18 protein-coding genes are annotated in these 18,740 nt (G+C 61.1%); 7 read left to right on the forward strand and 11 right to left on the reverse strand.

The features are described 5' to 3' along the window. Positions 1-249: 249 nt before the first annotated feature. The gene (locus DBR46_RS13145) at positions 250-684 is read right to left on the reverse strand and encodes a MarR family transcriptional regulator (protein WP_017734658.1); all 435 of its coding nucleotides are present in this window, start codon (positions 682-684) and stop codon (positions 250-252) included. A 121-nt stretch (positions 685-805) separates the two neighbouring features. Beyond that, positions 806-2,932 carry a DNA helicase RecQ gene (gene recQ, locus DBR46_RS13150; protein ID WP_017734657.1) on the reverse strand — a complete coding sequence of 709 codons (2,127 nt, stop codon included), beginning with the start codon at positions 2,930-2,932 and terminating at the stop codon, positions 806-808. 276 nt (positions 2,933-3,208) lie between these two features. Here recQ and DBR46_RS13155 point away from each other — a divergent pair, with 276 nt between their 5' ends. The 3 genes from DBR46_RS13155 to DBR46_RS13165 all read left to right on the forward strand — a co-directional run bounded on the left by DBR46_RS13155 (position 3,209) and on the right by DBR46_RS13165 (position 7,790). Continuing rightward, a complete protein-coding gene (locus tag DBR46_RS13155; protein WP_017734656.1) occupies positions 3,209-3,796 on the forward strand; it encodes a YecA family protein in 588 nt (195 codons plus the stop codon). A gap of 20 nt (positions 3,797-3,816) precedes the next feature. After that, positions 3,817-4,200, forward strand: coding sequence for a YbaN family protein (locus DBR46_RS13160; protein WP_124526724.1), 384 nt, complete (start codon positions 3,817-3,819; stop codon positions 4,198-4,200). Between the two features lie 119 nt (positions 4,201-4,319). After that, entirely contained in the window at positions 4,320-7,790 is a 3,471-nt protein-coding gene (locus tag DBR46_RS13165) for a PAS domain-containing hybrid sensor histidine kinase/response regulator (RefSeq protein WP_124526541.1), read from the forward strand. 106 nt (positions 7,791-7,896) lie between these two features. On the opposite strand, the gene rmuC is transcribed toward DBR46_RS13165, so the two are convergent. Continuing rightward, the gene (gene rmuC, locus DBR46_RS13170; RefSeq protein WP_177414053.1) at positions 7,897-9,261 is read right to left on the reverse strand and encodes a DNA recombination protein RmuC; all 1,365 of its coding nucleotides are present in this window, start codon (positions 9,259-9,261) and stop codon (positions 7,897-7,899) included. Positions 9,262-9,436: 175 nt separating this feature from the next. After that, positions 9,437-9,760 (reverse strand): sel1 repeat family protein, encoded by a 324-nt coding sequence (locus DBR46_RS13175; RefSeq protein ID WP_124526543.1) that lies wholly within the window; start codon positions 9,758-9,760, stop codon positions 9,437-9,439. Positions 9,761-10,216: 456 nt separating this feature from the next. Here DBR46_RS13175 and DBR46_RS13180 point away from each other — a divergent pair, with 456 nt between their 5' ends. The 4 genes from DBR46_RS13180 (at position 10,217) to DBR46_RS13200 (ending at position 13,369) form a co-directional block, all read left to right on the forward strand. Then, on the forward strand, positions 10,217-10,522 hold the full coding sequence (locus tag DBR46_RS13180) for a hypothetical protein (RefSeq protein WP_124526544.1): 306 nt from the start codon (positions 10,217-10,219) through the stop codon (positions 10,520-10,522). A 443-nt stretch (positions 10,523-10,965) separates the two neighbouring features. Further along, positions 10,966-11,190: a hypothetical protein gene (locus DBR46_RS13190; protein WP_005790139.1), complete on the forward strand. Its 225-nt coding sequence runs from the start codon at positions 10,966-10,968 to the stop codon at positions 11,188-11,190. Positions 11,191-11,471: 281 nt separating this feature from the next. Beyond that, positions 11,472-11,954 carry a hypothetical protein gene (locus DBR46_RS13195; RefSeq protein ID WP_124526545.1) on the forward strand — a complete coding sequence of 161 codons (483 nt, stop codon included), beginning with the start codon at positions 11,472-11,474 and terminating at the stop codon, positions 11,952-11,954. Positions 11,955-12,100: 146 nt separating this feature from the next. Beyond that, positions 12,101-13,369 (forward strand): OmpP1/FadL family transporter, encoded by a 1,269-nt coding sequence (locus DBR46_RS13200; RefSeq protein ID WP_124526546.1) that lies wholly within the window; start codon positions 12,101-12,103, stop codon positions 13,367-13,369. Between the two features lie 65 nt (positions 13,370-13,434). Here the strand turns inward: DBR46_RS13200 and DBR46_RS13205 are convergent, their stop codons facing one another. The 7 genes from DBR46_RS13205 to cobU form a co-directional block, all read right to left on the reverse strand. Next, a complete protein-coding gene (locus DBR46_RS13205; RefSeq protein WP_124526547.1) occupies positions 13,435-13,983 on the reverse strand; it encodes a glutathione peroxidase in 549 nt (182 codons plus the stop codon). A 150-nt stretch (positions 13,984-14,133) separates the two neighbouring features. Further along, positions 14,134-15,333: an MFS transporter gene (locus tag DBR46_RS13210; RefSeq protein WP_177325305.1), complete on the reverse strand. Its 1,200-nt coding sequence runs from the start codon at positions 15,331-15,333 to the stop codon at positions 14,134-14,136. Positions 15,334-15,396: 63 nt separating this feature from the next. Beyond that, positions 15,397-15,801, reverse strand: a complete 405-nt coding sequence (locus DBR46_RS13215) for a MarR family winged helix-turn-helix transcriptional regulator (protein ID WP_124526548.1) — start codon at positions 15,799-15,801, stop codon at positions 15,397-15,399. A 42-nt stretch (positions 15,802-15,843) separates the two neighbouring features. Beyond that, complete coding sequence (locus DBR46_RS13220; protein ID WP_124526549.1) at positions 15,844-16,572, reverse strand: adenosylcobinamide-GDP ribazoletransferase; 729 nt, start codon at positions 16,570-16,572, stop codon at positions 15,844-15,846. 2 nt (positions 16,573-16,574) lie between these two features. Further along, on the reverse strand, positions 16,575-17,150 hold the full coding sequence (cobC, locus tag DBR46_RS13225) for an alpha-ribazole phosphatase family protein (RefSeq protein WP_124526550.1): 576 nt from the start codon (positions 17,148-17,150) through the stop codon (positions 16,575-16,577). Then, a complete protein-coding gene (gene cobT, locus DBR46_RS13230) occupies positions 17,147-18,202 on the reverse strand; it encodes a nicotinate-nucleotide--dimethylbenzimidazole phosphoribosyltransferase (protein ID WP_124526551.1) in 1,056 nt (351 codons plus the stop codon). The genes cobC and cobT overlap by 4 nt, the downstream gene beginning before the upstream one ends. After that, on the reverse strand, positions 18,199-18,720 hold the full coding sequence (gene cobU, locus DBR46_RS13235; RefSeq protein ID WP_124526552.1) for a bifunctional adenosylcobinamide kinase/adenosylcobinamide-phosphate guanylyltransferase: 522 nt from the start codon (positions 18,718-18,720) through the stop codon (positions 18,199-18,201). Before cobU ends, cobT begins: the two co-directional genes overlap by 4 nt. Positions 18,721-18,740: the final 20 nt, after the last annotated feature.

Genomic DNA, 18,740 nt, shown 5'->3' on the forward strand with positions numbered 1-18,740 from the left:
GGCTTGAATCCGTGGGCCGCCGTCATGGGCCATCCTTGGCCCAGGACGGCTAACCCGGCGTCCTGCCGGGTTACCCGCGGATTCAAGCCTGCGTTCGGCCAGCGTGGTTAACGGGGCGCCTAAGATCAAAAGCTGAAGAGCCAGAGCCAGAACTTCGGGTTTTGTCAGGTCTAGTAGTTGTGTAGATACCTGTGGCCATCGCAGGCAAGCCAGCTCCCACACAAGCCAGCCGCCACATATCTTCTAGGATCAGGACTTTTCCAGATTCGCCAGAATGTGCCCATGCACGCGCATGCACACCTTCATATCCTCTTCATCCACTCCCACAAACAGCTCATGCCGTAACGCCGTGGCGATGGTTTCGATCTGATCAATCAGCGGGCGAGCGGTGTCGCACAGCAAGATGCGCTTGGCGCGGCGGTCTTCCACCACGGCCTGGCGTTGCACCAGGCCCTGGCTTTCGAGGCTGTCGAGCAAACGCGCCAGCGTTGGCCCTTCGACGCCAACACTTTGTGCCAACTCACGTTGGGTAGGCGCTTCTTCAAAACGCGCCAGGTGCAACAGCACCAACCAGCGCGCCTGGGACAAGCCCAGCCCCGCCAGGCGGCGATCCAGCTCGGCGCGCCAACCTCGGGACATTTGCGCCAACTGCATGCCAAAACGGTGTTGATCGGTTAACGGCATAAAAAACTCATGATTTAGACTGAAAACAAAGTGTGGCTAATTATTAGTCAGCTAAGCATGAGCCCTGCCAGTAGGCAAGAGGTGCTATGTACTGATTCGTTACATTGTCGTAATTGACGCACTAAATTTCGAATTCGGACTGCAAAGCGGCTCGAACGCAGTACAAAACACCCTCAGGCACCCGCCCGGTGAACAATGGCGCGATCTCCGCAACCGGCGGCAATTCGCCCTCGCCGTCAAGGAATGCATCCTGGATTTCGCCCAGCAAGTCTTCCGGCAAATCGAGGGCCTGCTCCAGCGACAGCTGTTGCGCGCCGATGGACTCGGCCAGCAAGGTGTAGACGTTCTTCTCCGAGCATTGCAGTTGCCCGGCGATCTGGATCGGCGTCATGCCCGCACGCGCCAGGCTGATCAGCTCGTGGCGGATGTCGGCGACTTCCTTCGGCGCTTCGGCCTGGCCGCCGAGGACTTCGAGGAAGGCCTGGCCATAACGCTCCAGCTTGCGCGCACCCACGCCACTGACCCGGGCCATTTCCGACATGGTTGTCGGCTGCTCGCGCAGCATCTCCAACAAGGTGGAGTCGGGGAAGATAACGTACGGTGGCACGCTGTGTTCCTGGGCCAGCTTGCGGCGCAGGGTGCGCAAGGCTTCCCATTGCTCGCGCTCTTCGCCACGTACCAGTTGGCTGGCCTGGCTGGTGCTGGTCTTGGCGGTGGTTTGCGGCTTGAGGTCGCGACGCAGCTCCAGGCTGACTTCGCCCTTGAGCAGCGGCCGGCAGCTGTCGTTCAGGCGCAGGCCGCCATAACCCTCGATGTCGATGTCCACCAGGCCACGCGCAACCATCTGCCGGAACAGCGAGCGCCATTCGCCTTCGGCGCGGGCCTTGCCGACGCCGTAGACCGAGAGTTTCTCGTGACCGAAGCTGCGTACTTTCTCGTTGTCCTTGCCCAGCAACACATCCACCAGGTGGCCGACGCCGTAGCGCTGGCCGGTGCGATAGATGGCCGAAAGGCCCTGGCGCGCCGGTTCGGTGGCATCCCAGGTCTGCACGCCGTCGGTGCAGTTGTCGCAGTGCCCACAGGGCTCGGGCATGTCTTCGTCGAAATACGCGAGCAAGGTCTGGCGGCGGCAGCGGGTTTCTTCGCACAACGAGAGCATGGCATCCAGCTTGTGCTGCTCCAGGCGCTTGTGGCGCTCGTCACCTTCGGAGTTTTGCAGCATCTGCTTGAGCATCACCACGTCTTGCAGGCCGTAGACCATCCACGCATCCGCCGGCAGGCCATCACGGCCGGCGCGGCCGGTTTCCTGGTAATACGCCTCAAGGGACTTGGGCAGATCCATGTGCGCCACGAAACGCACGTTGGATTTGTCGATGCCCATGCCAAACGCGATGGTCGCCACCATGATCAGGCCTTCCTCGTTGAGGAAGCGCTTCTGGTGCGCCGAGCGCGTTTCATTGGGCAGGCCCGCGTGGTAAGGCAGCGCCGGGTAGCCTTGCTCGCAGAGGAACGCGGCCACTTCATCGACCTTCTTGCGCGACAGGCAATAGACGATACCCGCATCACTGCGCCGCTCCGACAGGAACGCGAGCAACTGCTTGCGCGGCTGCTCCTTGGGCACGATGCGGTAGAAGATATTCGGCCGGTCGAAACTCGACAGGAACCGCTCGGCGTTCTGCAAATGCAGGCGTTCGACGATTTCTTCACGGGTGCGCTTGTCGGCGGTGGCGGTCAGCGCGATGCGCGGTACATCGGGGAACAGCTCGGCCAGTTGCCCTAGTTGCAGGTACTCGCGGCGAAAATCGTGACCCCATTGCGACACGCAGTGGGCCTCGTCAATCGCGAACAGGGCAATTTCCAGGCTCTGCAGGAAGGCCAGCATGCGCGGCTGCACCAGGCGTTCGGGCGCCAGGTACAGCATCTTCACTTCGCCGCGCTTGATCCGCGCAGCCAGGTCGCGCTGCTGCTCGGCGCTGAGGGTGGAGTTCAACGAAGCGGCGGCAACACCGAGTTCTTCGAGGGTCGCGACCTGATCGTCCATCAACGCGATCAGCGGCGACACCACCACCGCCAGGCCATTGCGCAACAGCGCCGGCACCTGGAAGCACAGCGACTTGCCGCCGCCGGTAGGCATCAATACCAGGGCATCGCCGCCACTGGCCACGCGCTCAATGATCGCACCCTGGCGGCCACGAAAACTGTCGTAGCCGAAGATGTCCTTGAGGACGCGTTGAGCCTGCTCGAGCATGTAAAACTCCAAAATATCGCCGAAATCCCTCTGTACAGGCTGGCCGAAAAAACCCGGCCTCACGGAAAATAATCCGTAAGCGAAGTTTTCGCGGGTTGGCGCTTGGCCTGCAGGGGCATCACAAAACGCGGCAGTATACCCGAGCAGCACCTGGCAAAGGGCGCGGCTGACGAATAGCGATGGCTATCTAAAACCTGGCAAATATGCAGTGTGGCTGGCCTGGGCGCTCAAGAAAGCCTAGAATTCAGCATCGTTTATTCCCAAGGTAGTCCTTCAATGTCCTTCGCTGAGCAACTAACCCGCCTGCAAGCCTTCCTCGACGCCGATGAGCTGCATGACGAGGCGCTGGACTACGTGGCCGCCCACGGCTACCTGACCGCCCTGTCCATCTGTTCCGAGGAAGTACCGGATCGTGAGTGGATCGACGCCCTGTTCGCCGAAGAGCCGCACTACGCCGACGCCGCCCAGCGTGAAGAAATCGAATCCACCCTGATCGCCCTCAAAGCCCACATCGGTCGCCAACTGGCCTCCGACGAGGAATTCGAGCTGCCATGCGACCTCGACCTGGGCGAAGAGCCGGACGACTCCGACCTGCGCGGCTGGTGCATCGGCTTCATGGAAGGCGTGTTCCTGCGCGAAGCTGCCTGGTTCGAAACCGCCGAGGAAGAAGTCAGCGAAATGCTGCTGCCGATCATGGTCGGTTCGGGCCTGTTCGACGACCAGCCAGAGTTCGCCGACATCGCCTCCGACGCCAACCTGATGGACGACATGATCGTCCAGATCCCGGAAGCCCTGACCGCCTTGTACCTGCTGTGCAACGCCCCTGACGAAAAACCGGCGATCCTCAAGCCACGTCACCACTGAGTCGCGTGCCCGTGACACCCATGGGCAACCGCTCGCTGCTCCTGCGTTACGCACTGCTGGCCATCGGCTGGCTGAGCGTAGCGCTGGGGGTGATCGGCATTTTCCTACCGGTATTGCCAACTACGCCCTTCCTCCTCCTCGCCGCCGCCTGCTTCGCCCGCAGCTCCCCGCGCTTCTACCACTGGCTGGTGGAACACCCGCGCCTGGGCCCGTGGATTCGCGACTATCTGGACGGCAATGGCATTCCCCTAAAGGGCAAGGTCTACGCCATCGGCTTGATGTGGTTGAGCATCGGGCTGTCCTGCTACCTGGTGCCGCTGCCGTGGGCACGAGGGTTCATGCTGACCAGCGCCGTACTGGTGACGATCTACATCCTGCGCCAGAAGACCTTGCCGCCACGCTGAGAGCCCCCTGCGACATTCCCCCTCACGCGACCTTGGTCGACACTGACTAACCCCCGGCATCATGCGAAACTGCCCCACCGGGCCTGGAATGCCTGGGTGTTCTTCTGCTCGGAGTTACCATGACGCTGTCCAGCGGGCTGATCGCCGCCGTTGCCCTGGCCTATATGGCCATTATGTTTGCCATCGCCTTCTACGGTGACCGCCGCCGTGCGCCGCTGCCGCCACGCGTGCGCGCCTGGGTGTACAGCCTGTCACTGGCGGTCTACTGCACCAGTTGGACCTTCTTTGGTGCTGTCGGCCAAGCCGCCGAACAGTTGTGGGCGTTTTTACCGATCTACCTGGGACCTGTCCTGCTGCTGGTGTTGGCACCCTGGGTATTGCAAAAGATGATCCTGATCAGCAAGCAGGAAAACATCACCTCCATTGCCGACTTTATCGCCGCACGCTACGGCAAATCCCAGTCCCTGGCGGTGGTGGTCGCGCTGATCTGCCTGGTCGGCGTGCTGCCCTACATCGCCCTGCAACTCAAAGGCATCGTGCTCGGCGTGAACCTGCTGATCGGCGCCGGCGCAGACACCACCGGCACCCGCGCCCAGGACACGGCGTTGATCGTGTCACTGGTGCTGGCGCTGTTTACCATCGTCTTCGGTACCCGCAACCTCGATGCCACCGAACACCACCGAGGCATGGTGCTGGCGATTGCGTTTGAATCGCTGGTCAAGCTGTTCGCCTTTCTCGCCGTCGGCGCGTTTGTGACCTACGGCCTGTACGACGGTTTCGGCGACCTGTTCAACCAGGCGATGCTCGCGCCGCGCCTGGAGGAATACTGGAAAGAAACCGTCAACTGGCCGTCGATGGTGGTACAGACCGGCGTGGCCATGATGGCAATCATCTGCCTGCCGCGGCAGTTCCATGTGACAGTGGTGGAGAACATCGACCCCCAGGACCTGCGTCTGGCCAAATGGGTGTTCCCCGCCTACCTGATCCTCGCCGCACTGTTCGTCATCCCTATCGCCCTCGGCGGCAAGATGCTGCTGCCCGGCTCGGTGCTGCCAGATTCCTACGTAATCAGCCTGCCGATGGCGGAAGCCCATCCGGCCCTCGCCGTGCTGGCGTTTATCGGTGGCGCTTCGGCGGCCACCGGCATGGTGATCGTGGCGAGCATCGCCCTGTCCACCATGGTCTCCAATGACATGCTGCTGCCCTGGCTGTTGCGCCGCTCCAGCGCCGAGCGACCGTTCGAAGTGTTCCGCCACTGGATGCTGTCGGTGCGCCGGGTCAGCATTGTGATCATTCTGTTGCTGGCCTACGTGAGCTACCGCTTGCTGGGCTCCACGGCGAGCCTGGCGACCATCGGCCAGATCGCCTTCGCCGCCGTGACCCAACTGGCACCCGCCATGCTCGGCGCGCTGTATTGGAAACAAGCGAACCGGCGCGGCGTATTCGCCGGATTGGCGGCGGGCACTTTCCTGTGGTTCTACACCTTGGTCCTACCGGTGACGGCGAAAAGTCTCGGCTGGTCCTTGAGCCTTTTCCCCGGCCTGACGTGGATGCATTCCCACCCGTTTGGCTTGTCGGTGACCTCGCTGACCCTGGGTACGGTGTTCTCCCTGGCGGGCAACTTCACCCTGTTCGTCTGGGTGTCGATGCTGTCCCGCACACGGGTGTCCGAGCATTGGCAGGCTGGACGCTTTATTGGCCAGGAAATCAGCCAGCGGGCCAGTGCGCGTTCGATGTTGTCGGTGCAGATCAGCGACCTGCTGAGCCTGGCGGCGCGCTTTGTCGGTGAAGAGCGCGCCCAGCAGAGCTTTATCCGTTTCGCCTACCGCCAGGGCAAAGGCTTCAACCCCAACCAGAATGCCGATAACGATTGGATCGCCCACACCGAACGCCTGCTGGCCGGCGTGCTTGGCGCATCGTCGACACGGGCTGTGGTAAAAGCCGCGATTGAAGGTAGGGAGATGCAGCTGGAGGACGTGGTACGGATCGCCGACGAAGCCTCCGAGGTGCTGCAATTCAACCGGGCGCTGTTGCAAGGCGCGATTGAAAACATCACCCAGGGCATCAGCGTGGTGGACCAGTCCCTCAAGCTGGTGGCGTGGAACCGCCGTTACCTGGAGCTGTTCAACTACCCGGAAGGCTTGATCAGCGTCGGCCGGCCGATTGCCGACATCATTCGCTACAACGCCGAGCGCGGCCTGTGCGGGCCGGGCGAGGCGGAAGTGCATGTGGCGCGCCGCCTGCACTGGATGCGCCAAGGCCGCGCGCACACCTCCGAGCGCTTGTTCCCCAACGGGCGGGTGATCGAGCTGATCGGCAACCCGATGCCGGGCGGCGGTTTTGTCATGAGTTTCACCGACATCACCGCCTTCCGCGAAGCCGAGCAAGCACTGACCGAGGCCAACGAAGGCCTGGAACAACGAGTGACCGAGCGCACCCATGAACTGTCGCAGCTGAATGTGGCGCTCACCGACGCCAAAGGCGTGGCCGAGTCCGCCAGCCAATCGAAGACGCGCTTCCTCGCCGCGGTCAGCCATGACCTGATGCAACCGCTGAACGCTGCACGCCTGTTCTCTGCCGCCCTGTCCCACCAGAACGACGGCCTGTCCGGCGAAGCGCGACAATTGGTGCAGCACCTGGACAGCTCGCTGCGCTCCGCCGAAGACCTGATCAGCGACCTGCTGGACATCTCGCGCTTGGAAAACGGCAAGATCAACCCCCAGCGCCAACCCTTTGCCCTCAATGAACTGTTCGACACCCTAGGCGCCGAATTCAAGGCCCTGGCCCAGGAACAAGGCTTGCGCTTCCGCCTGCGCGGCAGCCGCCTGCGGGTGGACAGTGACATCAAGTTGCTAAGGCGGATCTTGCAGAACTTTCTCACCAACGCCTTCCGTTATGCCGACGGCCCGGTGCTGCTTGGCGTACGCCGGCGCAAGGGCGAGTTGTGCCTGGAGGTGTGGGACCGTGGCCCCGGCATTCCGGTGGATAAACAGAAGGTGATCTTCGAAGAATTCAAACGCCTGGACAGCCACCAGACCCGCGCCGAAAAAGGCCTGGGCCTGGGCCTGGCGATTGCCGATGGCCTGTGCCGCGTCTTGGGCCACCGCTTGAGCGTGCGCTCATGGCCCGGCAAGGGCAGCGTGTTCAGCGTGCGCGTGCCATTGGCGCGCAACCAGGCAAGCCCGCAGGTGAAGAGCACGCAAGAAAGCGGCTTGCCATTGAGCGGTGCGCAAGTGCTGTGCGTCGATAACGAGGAAAGCATCCTGATCGGCATGCGCAGCCTGTTGAGCCGCTGGGGCTGCGAGGTGTGGACCGCCACCGACCAGGCGCAATGTGCGGCGCTGTTGGCCGATGGCGTGCGTCCGCAACTGGCCTTGGTGGATTACCACCTGGACCATGGCGAAACCGGTACCGAGTTGATGGGCTGGCTGCGTGCGCAATTGGCGGAGCCGATCCCCGGCGTGGTGATCAGCGCCGACGGCAGGCCGGAGATGGTGGCCGAGGTGCATGCGGCGGGGTTGGATTACCTGGCCAAGCCGGTGAAGCCGGCGGCGTTGCGTGCGTTGCTGAGTCGGCATTTGCCGCTGTAGGTAGGCTTGGCACATATCTCTGTGGGAGCTGGCTTGCCTGCGATAGCGGTTGGTCAGTCACCACCGCTATCGCAGGCAAGCCAGCTCCCACATTTTTGATCGGTGCTTATTCAGGAAGGTGCGCAACGCCGTCTGAGTCAGTCATTGCCCGTTCCAGCAGGTCTGCCGGCAGGCTTTTGCTGGCCCGCGCACCCAGCAACCTTAATTGCTCAGTACGACTGACCAGATTTCCGCGTCCATCTGTCAGCTTGTTCCGCGCCGAGCTGTAAGCCTTATCCAACTGCTGCAGCCGATTGCCCACTTCATCCAGATCCTGGATAAACAGCACGAACTTGTCGTACAGCCACCCGGCACGCTCGGCGATTTCCCGCGCGTTCTGGCTTTGCCGCTCCTGCTTCCACAGACTGTCGATCACCCGCAGGGTGGCAAGCAACGTGGTCGGGCTGACGATCACGATATGGCGGTCGAACGCCTCCTGGAACAGGTTGGGCTCGGCCTGCAGCGCCGCGGAAAACGCCGCTTCGATCGGCACGAACAGCAACACGAAATCCAGGCTGTGCAAGCCTTCCAGGCGCTTGTAATCCTTGCCGGCCAGGCCTTTGACGTGATTACGCAGGGACAGGACGTGCTGCTTCAACGCCGCCTGGCCGATCACCTCATCATCCGCGCCAACATACTGTTGATAGGCGGTCAGGCTGACTTTGGAGTCGACCACCACCTGCTTGTCGCCGGGCAACATGATCAACACGTCCGGCTGGAATCGCTCGCCGTCCGGGCCTTTGAGGCTGACCTGGGTCTGGTACTCGCGGCCCTTTTCCAGGCCGGCGTGTTCCAGCACGCGCTCAAGGATCAGTTCGCCCCAGTTGCCCTGGGTTTTCTGGCCCTTGAGGGCGCGGGTCAGGTTGGTGGCTTCGTCGGACAGACGCAGATTCAGTTGTTGTAGGCGTTCGAGCTCCTTGGCCAGGGAAAAGCGCTCGCGGGCTTCATTCTGGTAACTCTCTTCCACGCGTTTTTCAAAGGACTGGATGCGCTCTTTCAGCGGATCGAGCAACTGTCCCAGGCGCTCCTGGCTGGTTTCGGCAAAGCGTTGTTCACGCTCATCAAAGATCTTGCCGGCCAGCTCGGCGAACTGCGCCCGCAGTTCATCACGCGAGCCCTGCAGGTCGGTGAGGCGCTGTTGATGGCTGTCCTGTTGCTCGCGCAGCTCAGCGCGCAGCGAGGCCGACAACGCGTCGAGGCGACGCAGTTCGGTGTCCTTGGCGTTGCGGTCGAGGTTCCAGGCATGGGCGGCGTCGCGGGCGTTGTCGCGGTCGATCTGCAATAGTTCGACTTCGCGGCGCACGGCAGCCAGGTCGGCTTGCTTGGCAGCATTGGCCTGGCTCAGGTCGCTGATTTCATCGCGGCTCGCATCCAACTGGGCAGCCAGGCCTTCCTGGGCCATCTGTGCCGTGGCCAGGCGCTCTTCGAGCAATTCCCAGCCGGTGGTGCGTGCGGTCAAGCGCCGCTGCAACTGCCAGCACAGAGCCAGTAGCGGCAATCCAGCGCCAGCGAGGCCCAGGGCAATACCTGTCCAGTCAAAAGCCATAGCCATTTCTGCCATCAGCGAAAAAGAGAGAGGTTAACGGAGCACAGGGCCTGGCGACAGCTCAGTCTTCGACCTGGCCCAGTTCACGCTGGGCACGACGATCACCCGCGCGGGCCGCCAGGCGCAGCAGATCATGGCCGATGCGTCGGTCGCGCGCATTCCCGCATTCGCGGCACATCAATTGGCCCAGGCGGCTCTGGGCGGCCACGACACCGTCACGGGCAGGCTGCTTGAGCAAGCGCCCGGCAAAGTGTTTGACGTTGGTGTTGTGCCCCAGACGAGGACTGTCGAGCAACCACAAGGCGACTTTCAAGGAGAAGCGCTTGGGTGCGGTAACAGTTTGGGGGGTATCGGTAACAGAAGGTGATACTGAGCGAAACTTCATAAAGCACTGTGGGACAGAACGGAAGGCGCGCCACTCTACTCTTTTTTTCGTACAGGTAAAGCTGAAAAAACGTGGCACCCCCGTTCTAGAGCAAGCGCTCGGGACAATCCACAGAAGCTGTGGATAAGTCAGTGGACAACCCTGCTTAAACTTACGCAAAGGCCCATGCAGCGGGGGCCGCAGTCAAACTGACGATTTTTTCACCAATTAAAAAAAGCGAGATTTTTCATTGACTTAAATTTCCATCGTAGGCTAAAGGCATCCCTTCGAAGCAGTTGACAGGTTGGTTACACACATCGCAACTAATGTGCACAAGTACCCATCCGATGGTTATATCGCCGTTTTTTTTAAAGCATTTGCTCGCAAAAATGTTACCGCCGCCGCGAATCGGCCACTTTTCAAATCCTGGCCGGCTCGCCACACTGCTCCACCGATAGCGCAACGGTGAGTGAGCCGATGAAAGGGATATTGTTGTTCGCCGTGTTGCTACTGGCGATCTGTGCGACATCGTTGGGGATCAATGCAGCGCTACCCTCCCCCGACGGTGCGTTGTTTGCCATCGCCATTCTGTTGTCAGCCGCCTTTACCGCCGTGAGCCTGTGCATCGAGCTGAGCGACGGCCGGATCAACGACATGCGCGACGTGATGAACGTGATCGAGGCCGGCCAATCATTGCGCCTGACCCTGGCGGCCTACGCCCTCGGCTGCTCGCTGGCCGCAGCCGCCACGGTGCTGGTCTACCGCAGCCTGCTGGGGGGCTGATTGAAGTTTTTTGACTAGCACACTTCCTTTCCTTGTTTCAATCCGTTACTATCCGCGGCGTTAGTACCAAGCTGAAAGTCAATTCTGGTCGAACAACTCCCCCGAACAACGCGGGATCGACCACCTCGATGGTTTCCAGGTATCACTTGCGACGACACTGCCTTTGCACAAGCGAAGGGTGACGCGAAGTATTGATACTCTGACCGAACCAACCTGCAAATTGATCAGGATCTTCACCCCGGGCCCAGAACCTTTGCCCCTGTTGTGCTGCCTGCCCTCCTAAGTACCTACCTGCCAGCCCAAGCGCGCCTAACTTATCAGCGCTTCAAACTGGCTGCTTTGTTCCAGTCGGTTTCTTCGTTCGGTCAATCGTGATCAACGTCGCTGGAACGTTTTAATACGGCACGGTTCTTATCCGTGTCATTTGTAGGAACACCAATAATATGAACGCTCAAATCCATACTCAGGATGCCATTCGCACCCTCACCAACGCTTTTGCACCAATGAACTGCCTGATCATGGCTGCTCGCAAAGGCTGCTTCAGCTTCACCCTGGTCAATGAACATGGCATCGCTCGTCACAGCGAACGCCTGTACCCCGATCAATACTCCAGCGCAGAACCGCTGCAGGCCGTGATCGAGCGTACCCGTCAGGCACTGACTGCCTGATCGACCCGAGTCGCTGAAACACAAAAACCCTGTTTAAAACACAGGGTTTTTTATTGCCTGACGTTTCTGTGATGCGCTTTTTTACTCATTACGAATAGATATAAACGATATAACTAAATGAATAAGATGTTTTAAAAACAATCCTTTACATCATGAATATGACACTACACTTCAACTCAAGCGGCATGATCCGCTTCCGGCAAGCCTGAGATCCGATCCATTGCTGCCAAGCCCCCTCTCTCAGGCTTCGCCGACCCTTTTCGTCACGGATTGAGGCTTGTATGGGTATCGCTGCCAGCGAATTATGTCGTTATGTGATCCGGCCGACGTTGATCTACCTGGGCCGCCACAACCCGACTGCCGAAGCCCTGCTGCTGGGCATCGCGGCCAGCCAGTCAGAACTGGGCTCGGCCTTGCATGACCGGCGCGGCCATGGCCTGTACAGCATCACCGAGCCACGCCATCGCGCCCTGTGGGACGATTACCTGGCGCTGGACCCCGAACGCGCCAGCCTCGTGCGTGGGCTGGCCAGCCAACACGCCTTCCTCAGCGCACCACAACTTGAGCTCACCGTAAACCTGCGTTACGCCACCGCCATCGCCTGGCTGCTGGTAGAACAACATCACCCCGCACTGCCACCCCCCGGCGATGTCTTGGCCATGGCGCGTATCTGGAAAGAAATATTTCACCCTCAAGGACGCCTGCGTGATTTCACCCAAACCTGGCAAACCTGTGTTTCACCCATGAATCAGGTGGTTTGCTGACCGGGCAATTTGCAAGATTCGTCAAAAACACTGAATTTTGGTCGGATTGTCCTACAAAACCGCTCTATCTCCAGCATTCCAGCCTATGGCGCGAACTTAAATTTATTGTTACTTTCCGCAGCGGTGATCACCACGGAGTTCTAATAATGAAAAAAGTAATGCTCAAGACCACACTTAGCCTCGCCGTTGCCATGGCCTCTTCCCAACTGTTCGCAAGCGGCTTTGCCCTCAACGAACAGAGCGTCAGCGGGATGGGTACCGGTTTCGCAGGTCGCTCTTCTTCTGCCGATGATGCAAGCACTGTCTACGGTAACCCTGCCGGTATGTCGCGCCTCAATGGCCAGCAAATCACTGGCGGCGTTGCAGCCATTGATGCATCGACCAACATCAAAGATGCGAGCGGTGGCGTCAAAGGCACCAACAAAGGCGACATGGTTCCCTTCACGGCCGTGCCCTTTGGTTTCTACACCAACAAACTCAACGATCAGTGGGCCATCGGCTTTGGTGTGTATGCACCGTTCGGCTTGGTGACCGACTATGAAAACGGCTTCCAGGGCCGTGGCTTCGGCAGCAAGAGCGAAGTGAAGGTCATGACCTTCCAGCCGACTGTCAGCTATGCATTCAACGACCGCGTATCCATCGGCTTCGGTCCGACCATCAACCGGATTTCCGGCGTACTGGAATCGGAAAAAACCATCAGCCCGCTGGCCTCCGACACCAACGTCAAAATCAAGGGCGACGATACCGCCCTTGGCTTCAACGTCGGCGTACTGGTTCAAGCCACCGATACCACCCGCGTTGGCCTGACCTACCATTCGAAGGTCAAGTACAAGCTTGAAGGTCACACCACCGTCAGCGGTCCAGCCGCGACTCAAGCCGTGCTGAAAAACAACCGTTACGACGCGTCGCTGAAAATCGACACGCCGGAATCCTGGGATGCGTCGGTCACTCAAGACCTGACCGCCGACTGGAAACTGTACGGCGGTGCTACCTGGACCCGCTGGAGCCGCCTGAAAGAAATCACCGTCAACAACGAAGGTGTAACGGCCGCGTCGGGCATTGGTGCTGCCGCAATCAAGACCATCAGCGAGCCGCAAAACTGGCACGACACCTGGGCCTACGCCGTGGGTACCTCGTACCAGCTGACCAAGCAGGTTGTGCTGCGTACCGGCCTGACCTTCGACCAGTCGCCAACCAACAACAAAGACCGTTCGCCGCGTATCCCGACTGGCGACCGTACGATCTTCAGCGTCGGCCTGGGCTACAAAGTCATGGATAACATGACCGTCGACCTGGCTTATTCCTACCTGCAGGAAGAAGACATCAAGGTCACACGTACCGACGCGCCGGGCTACCGCGCCAAGTACGAGAACAGTGCCAACGGTTTCGGCCTGGGCATGACTTACACCTTCTGATTCAGACCGGTGTAAAAAAGCCCCGCTCTCCTGCAAAGGAGGCGGGGCTTTTCAGTGGCTGACAATCAAGGCTTGGAAGCTAGAGCTTTCTCCACAGCCTCGATCAAATCCGGGCTGTCCGGTTTGGTCAGGCTGGAGAAGTCGGCAATCACCTTGCCTTGACGGTCGACGACGTACTTGTAGAAATTCCACTTCGGCGCGTTGCTCTGCTGCGCCAACACCTTGAACAGGTGCACCGCATCCGGCCCCTTGACCTTCTGCGGTTCGGTCATGGTAAAGGTCACGCCGTAGTTCACGTAGCAGACCTTGGCGGTCTCCTCGCCGGTCTTGGCTTCCTGCTTGAAGTCATCGGACGGTACGCCAATCACTTCCAGCCCTTGGTCCTTGTAACGCTGATACAGGGCCTCAAGCCCTTTGAATTGCGGCGCGAACCCGCAAAAGCTCGCAGTATTGACGATCACCAGGGGCTTGCCGGCAAAGCGCTGGCACAAGTCGATGGATTCCTTGGCCCGCAGCTTGGGCAATTGGCCCTCCAGCAACGGCGGGCAACTGGCGGCCATTGCGGCACTGCCAATGGCCATCAGCACGGGTACAGCGAGCCAGCGCATCTGCATGTCGTGTGTCCTTGAATAGATTCAGGCAACGAACTTAACAGATCGCCATGCCCAGTTGCATCAATGCCAGGCCACCGTGCTGCCAGCCCATCCAGGCCAGCACCATCAGGATCAACCCCGCCGCGATCAACACCCCCCTTACCGCTTTGCTCATGCCGCCTCCATCTGCGCCTGCAAGCGTGCCACCGGCCGCTCGCGCACCGGCCAATTCAGGGCCGCCGCGAGCAGGCTCAAGAGAATCGCGCCCTGCCAGATCAAATCGTAGTTACCGGTTCGATCATAGACCACCCCGCCCAGCCAGCCGCCAAGGAAGGAGCCGATCTGATGGAACAGGAACACAATCCCACCGAGCATCGACAGGTTTCGTACACCAAATAACGTCGCCACCGTGCCGTTGGTCAGTGGCACGGTGGACAGCCACAACAAGCCCATCGCCATGCCGAACAGGTAGGCGCTGACCTGCGTCACCGGCGCCCACAGGAACAACACGATGACCACCGCACGCAACAGGTACAACGCCGTCAACAAGCGCGGCTTGGACATGCGCCCGCCGAGCCAGCCGGCGGTGTAGGTGCCGATGATATTGAACAGGCCAATCAACGCCAGCACGGTGGTGCCGGTGGTTGCCGGCAGGTGCTGATCCACCAGGTAGGCCGGCAGGTGTACGCCGATAAACACCACCTGGAATCCGCAGACGAAAAAGCCGAACGCCAACAGCCAGAACCCGGAGTGGGAGCAGGCTTCTTTCAACGCTTCACGCAGGGTTTGCTGGCCGGCCATCACCGGCAGCGGCTTGTCCTTGAGCATGCCGACCAGTGGCAGAATCAGCGCAACCATCAGACCCAACGCCAGCAACGCGGCGGACCAGCCCAACCAACTGATCAACCCCAAGGTGCCCGGCACCATGGCGAACTGGCCGAACGAACCGGCGGCACTCGCGATGCCCATGGCCATGCTGCGTTTTTCCGGCGCTACGGCACGGCCCACCACACCGAGAATCACCGAGAACGAGGTCCCAGACAGGCCGATACCAATCAGCAACCCCGCGCTGAGGGACAACGACCACGCAGAATCAGACAAGCCCATCAACACCAGGCCCACGGCGTAGAGCACCCCGCCGACAAACACCACCTTGGTCGCGCCAAAACGGTCGGCCAACGCGCCGGCAAACGGCTGCGCCAGGCCCCACACCAGGTTCTGCAAGGCGATCGCCAGGGCAAACGTGCCACGACCCCAGCCGAATTCAGCGCTCATCGGCGCCAGGAACAGGCCGAAGCCATGCCGTACACCCAAGGACAACGCCAGGATCAGCGCACTCCCTAAAAGGATCCAACCACTGGTGCGCCACATCGAGGTCATTTCTTATTCTCCGCTCGCGGGTATATACCCGCTTGTATTCGAACAAACCCGCCGTCAGGCGAGTTCGTCCAGCAAGGCCAACAAGGTTTCGCGTTTTTCCGCGCCGAGTTGATCGATCAATTTCTGCTGTGCTGCTTCCCAGGCCGGTAACGCGGCGGCCAATCGCTCCTCGCCTGCCTCGGTCAACAACACCAGGCGGTTGCGCAGGTCATCACCTTCCACCAACTGCACCAGGCCTTCGCCTTCCAACACCCGCAGGTTGCGCCCCAGGGTGCTGCGATCCAGGCCCATGGCTTCGGCCAGGCTGGAGATACTCGGCTGATCGAGACGTTGCAGGTTGCACAGCAAGGAATACTGGGCAACGTTGATCCCGAAGCCGTCGAGAGCGCCGTCGTAGTGCCTGCTGACGCCACGAGCGGCGCGACGCAGGTTGGTGCATAAACATTGGGAGGCAAGCATGGAACGTGTATATACCCGCGATTAAGGAAATGCAAGAAAGTGTTACAGCGCCAAGCCGACCAAAACCGCGACTTCCAGCAGCTCCAGCAAGGCACCAGCGGTGTCGCCCGTGGTGCCGCCCAGGCGCTTGACCATCAGGTGGCGCAGGCCGACAAAGCACAGCGCCGCGAGCAGCACCGCGATCCCACCACTAAAGCCACCGATCAGAAGGCACGCCAGGCCGCTGAGGATCAGCACCTGCTGGCCGACAACTCGAGGTAAATGATCCGACAATGCCTGGCCCAATCCACCTGCGCGCACGTAACGCGTGGTCAGAAACAGCGCGAGCATCGACGCCCGACCAATCAGCGGCGCGAGGATCAGCGCCGCACCGTTGTGTTGTTCGATCAACGCCACCAGCGCAGTGAACTTGAGCAGCAGCACCAAACCCAGGGTGACCACGGCAATCGGTCCGCTGCGTGGGTCTTTCATGATGGTGAGGGTGCGCTCGCGGTCGCCGAAGCCGCCGAGCCAGGCGTCGGCGCTGTCAGCCAGGCCGTCCAGGTGCAGGCCACCACTGAGCAGCACCCAGGCCGTCAACAACAGCGCGGCATGCAGCAGCAAGGGCGCGCCCATCAACACCGCGTTCAAGCCCCACAGCAGTCCGCCGAACAACAGGCCGACCAGAGGATAAAACAGCAACGAGCGCCCCAGTTCCTGTGGCTGCGGCATACCCGGCAGGCGAATCGGCAGGCTGCTGAGAAATTGCAGGGCGATCCAGAACGGCAGCATCGTCAGACTCCTTCCTTCAACACGCCATCAGCCGCGACGTGCAGGCTGAACAGCGCGCCGTGGCCGACTTCGACATTCAGCAACTGCTCCCGGGGCAACCCGCGTGCCCGCGCCAGCAGCAGGCGCATCACGCCGCCATGGCTGACCAACAACACGCGCTCACCGGCATAAGCCTGATGCAAGCGTGCGACGGCGCCGAGAACACGGTCGGAGAAGTCGCTGACCGGCTCGCCCTCGGGCGGCGTAAAGCTGTAAGGATCTGCCCAGAATAAGCCCAACGCTTCGGCGTCGGTCTCCATCAGTGCCGCCGCGCTTTGCCCTTCCCAAGCGCCAAAATGCAGCTCTTGCAGATCCTTCTCAAGGCTCACCGGCACCTCGAGTTGCGCACCCAACTCATCGGCAAACCGTGCGCAACGCTGCAACGGCGAACTGACCACACGATCCCACGGCCCCTGCGCCACCACTGCGGCACGCATCTGCTCCCAGCCCTTGGCGGTGAGCGCGTCGTCCAGGCTGCCGCGCAGGCCACCGCCCAGCTCGGTTTCGCCATGGCGCAGCAGGTCCAGGTGCAGGGTCATGCCGGGCGATCTGCCACGGCGGCTTCGGCAAATGTCGCCATCTGGCCGTGCAGGGCACAGGCCAGGCGCAGCAGCGGCACCGCCAGCGCCGCGCCACTGCCTTCGCCCAGGCGCAGGCCAAGCTCCAGCAGCGGTTGCGCGTCGAGGCTTTGCAGCACATGGCGATGACCCGGCTCGGCGCCCCGATGGCCGAACAGCAGCCATTCGCGGCTTGCCGGGTTCAGGCGCGTGGCCACCAACGCGGCGACCGTACAGATAAACCCATCCACCAACACCACGATACCTGCCTGGGCACAGGCCAGGTAGGCGCCGACCAGCGCGGCAATTTCAAAACCACCCAGGTTGAACAGGGTTTGCAGCGCATCACCACGCTGCCCGGCATGCAACGCCAGCGCGCGTTCGATCACCGCCACCTTGTGGCTGACGCCCTCGGCATTCAGCCCGGTGCCCGGACCTGTCAGGTCGCTGACCTGGCAATCGAGCAACGCACACGCCAGCGCACTGGCGGCGGTGGTGTTGCCGATGCCCATCTCGCCGCCGATAAACAATTGCGCCCCGCCTTGCAACGCACGCAAGGCACTGTCGCGACCGGCTTGCAGGGCCAGGCGTCCCTGAGCTTCAGTCATCGCCGGGCCGTTGACGAAATTGGCGGTGCCCGCGCCGATATTCAGGTGACGCACCCCAGGCAAGTCCAGCGTCGGCGTCACGGTGCCCAGATCGACCACTTCCAATTGCGCGCTCAACTGTCGCGCCAACACGCTGATCGCCGCGCCACCGGTGACAAAGTTATGCAGCATCTGCCCGGTCACTTCCTGGGGAAACGCCGACACGCCCTCCGCCACCACACCGTGGTCGCCGGCAAAGATCGCGATCCACACCTGCTCCACCGAGGGTTTGACCTGGCCTTGCAAACCCGCCAACTGCACCGCCAACGCCTCCAGCTGGCCGAGGGAACCGGCGGGCTTGGTCAGTTGCTGCTGGCGTGCCAGGGCCTGTTCGTACGCATTCGCGTCGATTGCCTTACAAGGGTTGAGCCACCAGGTGTCAGTCATAACGCAGTACCTTTCAAAGTCAGGGGCAGGCCGGCAACCGTCAGGACAACACGCTGACAACGCTCGGCCAAGGCTTGATGCAGCCATCCGGCTTCATCCACATAGCGGCGAGTCAATTCGCCCAGCGGCACGACACCCATTCCGGTCTCGTTGCTGACAAAAATGATTTCACCCGGCAGCGTGGCCAGGGTTTCCAGCAATTCATCGCGTTCCAACGCCAAGCGCTGCGGGTCTTCGAGCATCAGCAGGTTGGTCAGCCACAGGGTCAGGCAGTCGACCAACAGGCAGACGTCGGCGGCAGCGTTTTCCCGCAGCACCCGGGCGAGTTCGATGGGTTCTTCGATCAGCCCCCAGTGGTCAGGGCGGCGCTGGCGATGCAGGGCGACGCGCTCGTTCATCTCGCCGTCCAGGGGTTGGCTGGTGGCGATATAGATGACCGGCAGCGCGCTGTCGCTGGCGAGTTTTTCGGCGAGGCGGCTCTTGCCGGAACGGGCGCCGCCGAGGATCAGTTGCAGCATAAAGTCATACCTTCCTGTGG

This window comes from Pseudomonas sp. KBW05, from assembly GCF_003852405.1.
Classification (GTDB): domain Bacteria; phylum Pseudomonadota; class Gammaproteobacteria; order Pseudomonadales; family Pseudomonadaceae; genus Aquipseudomonas.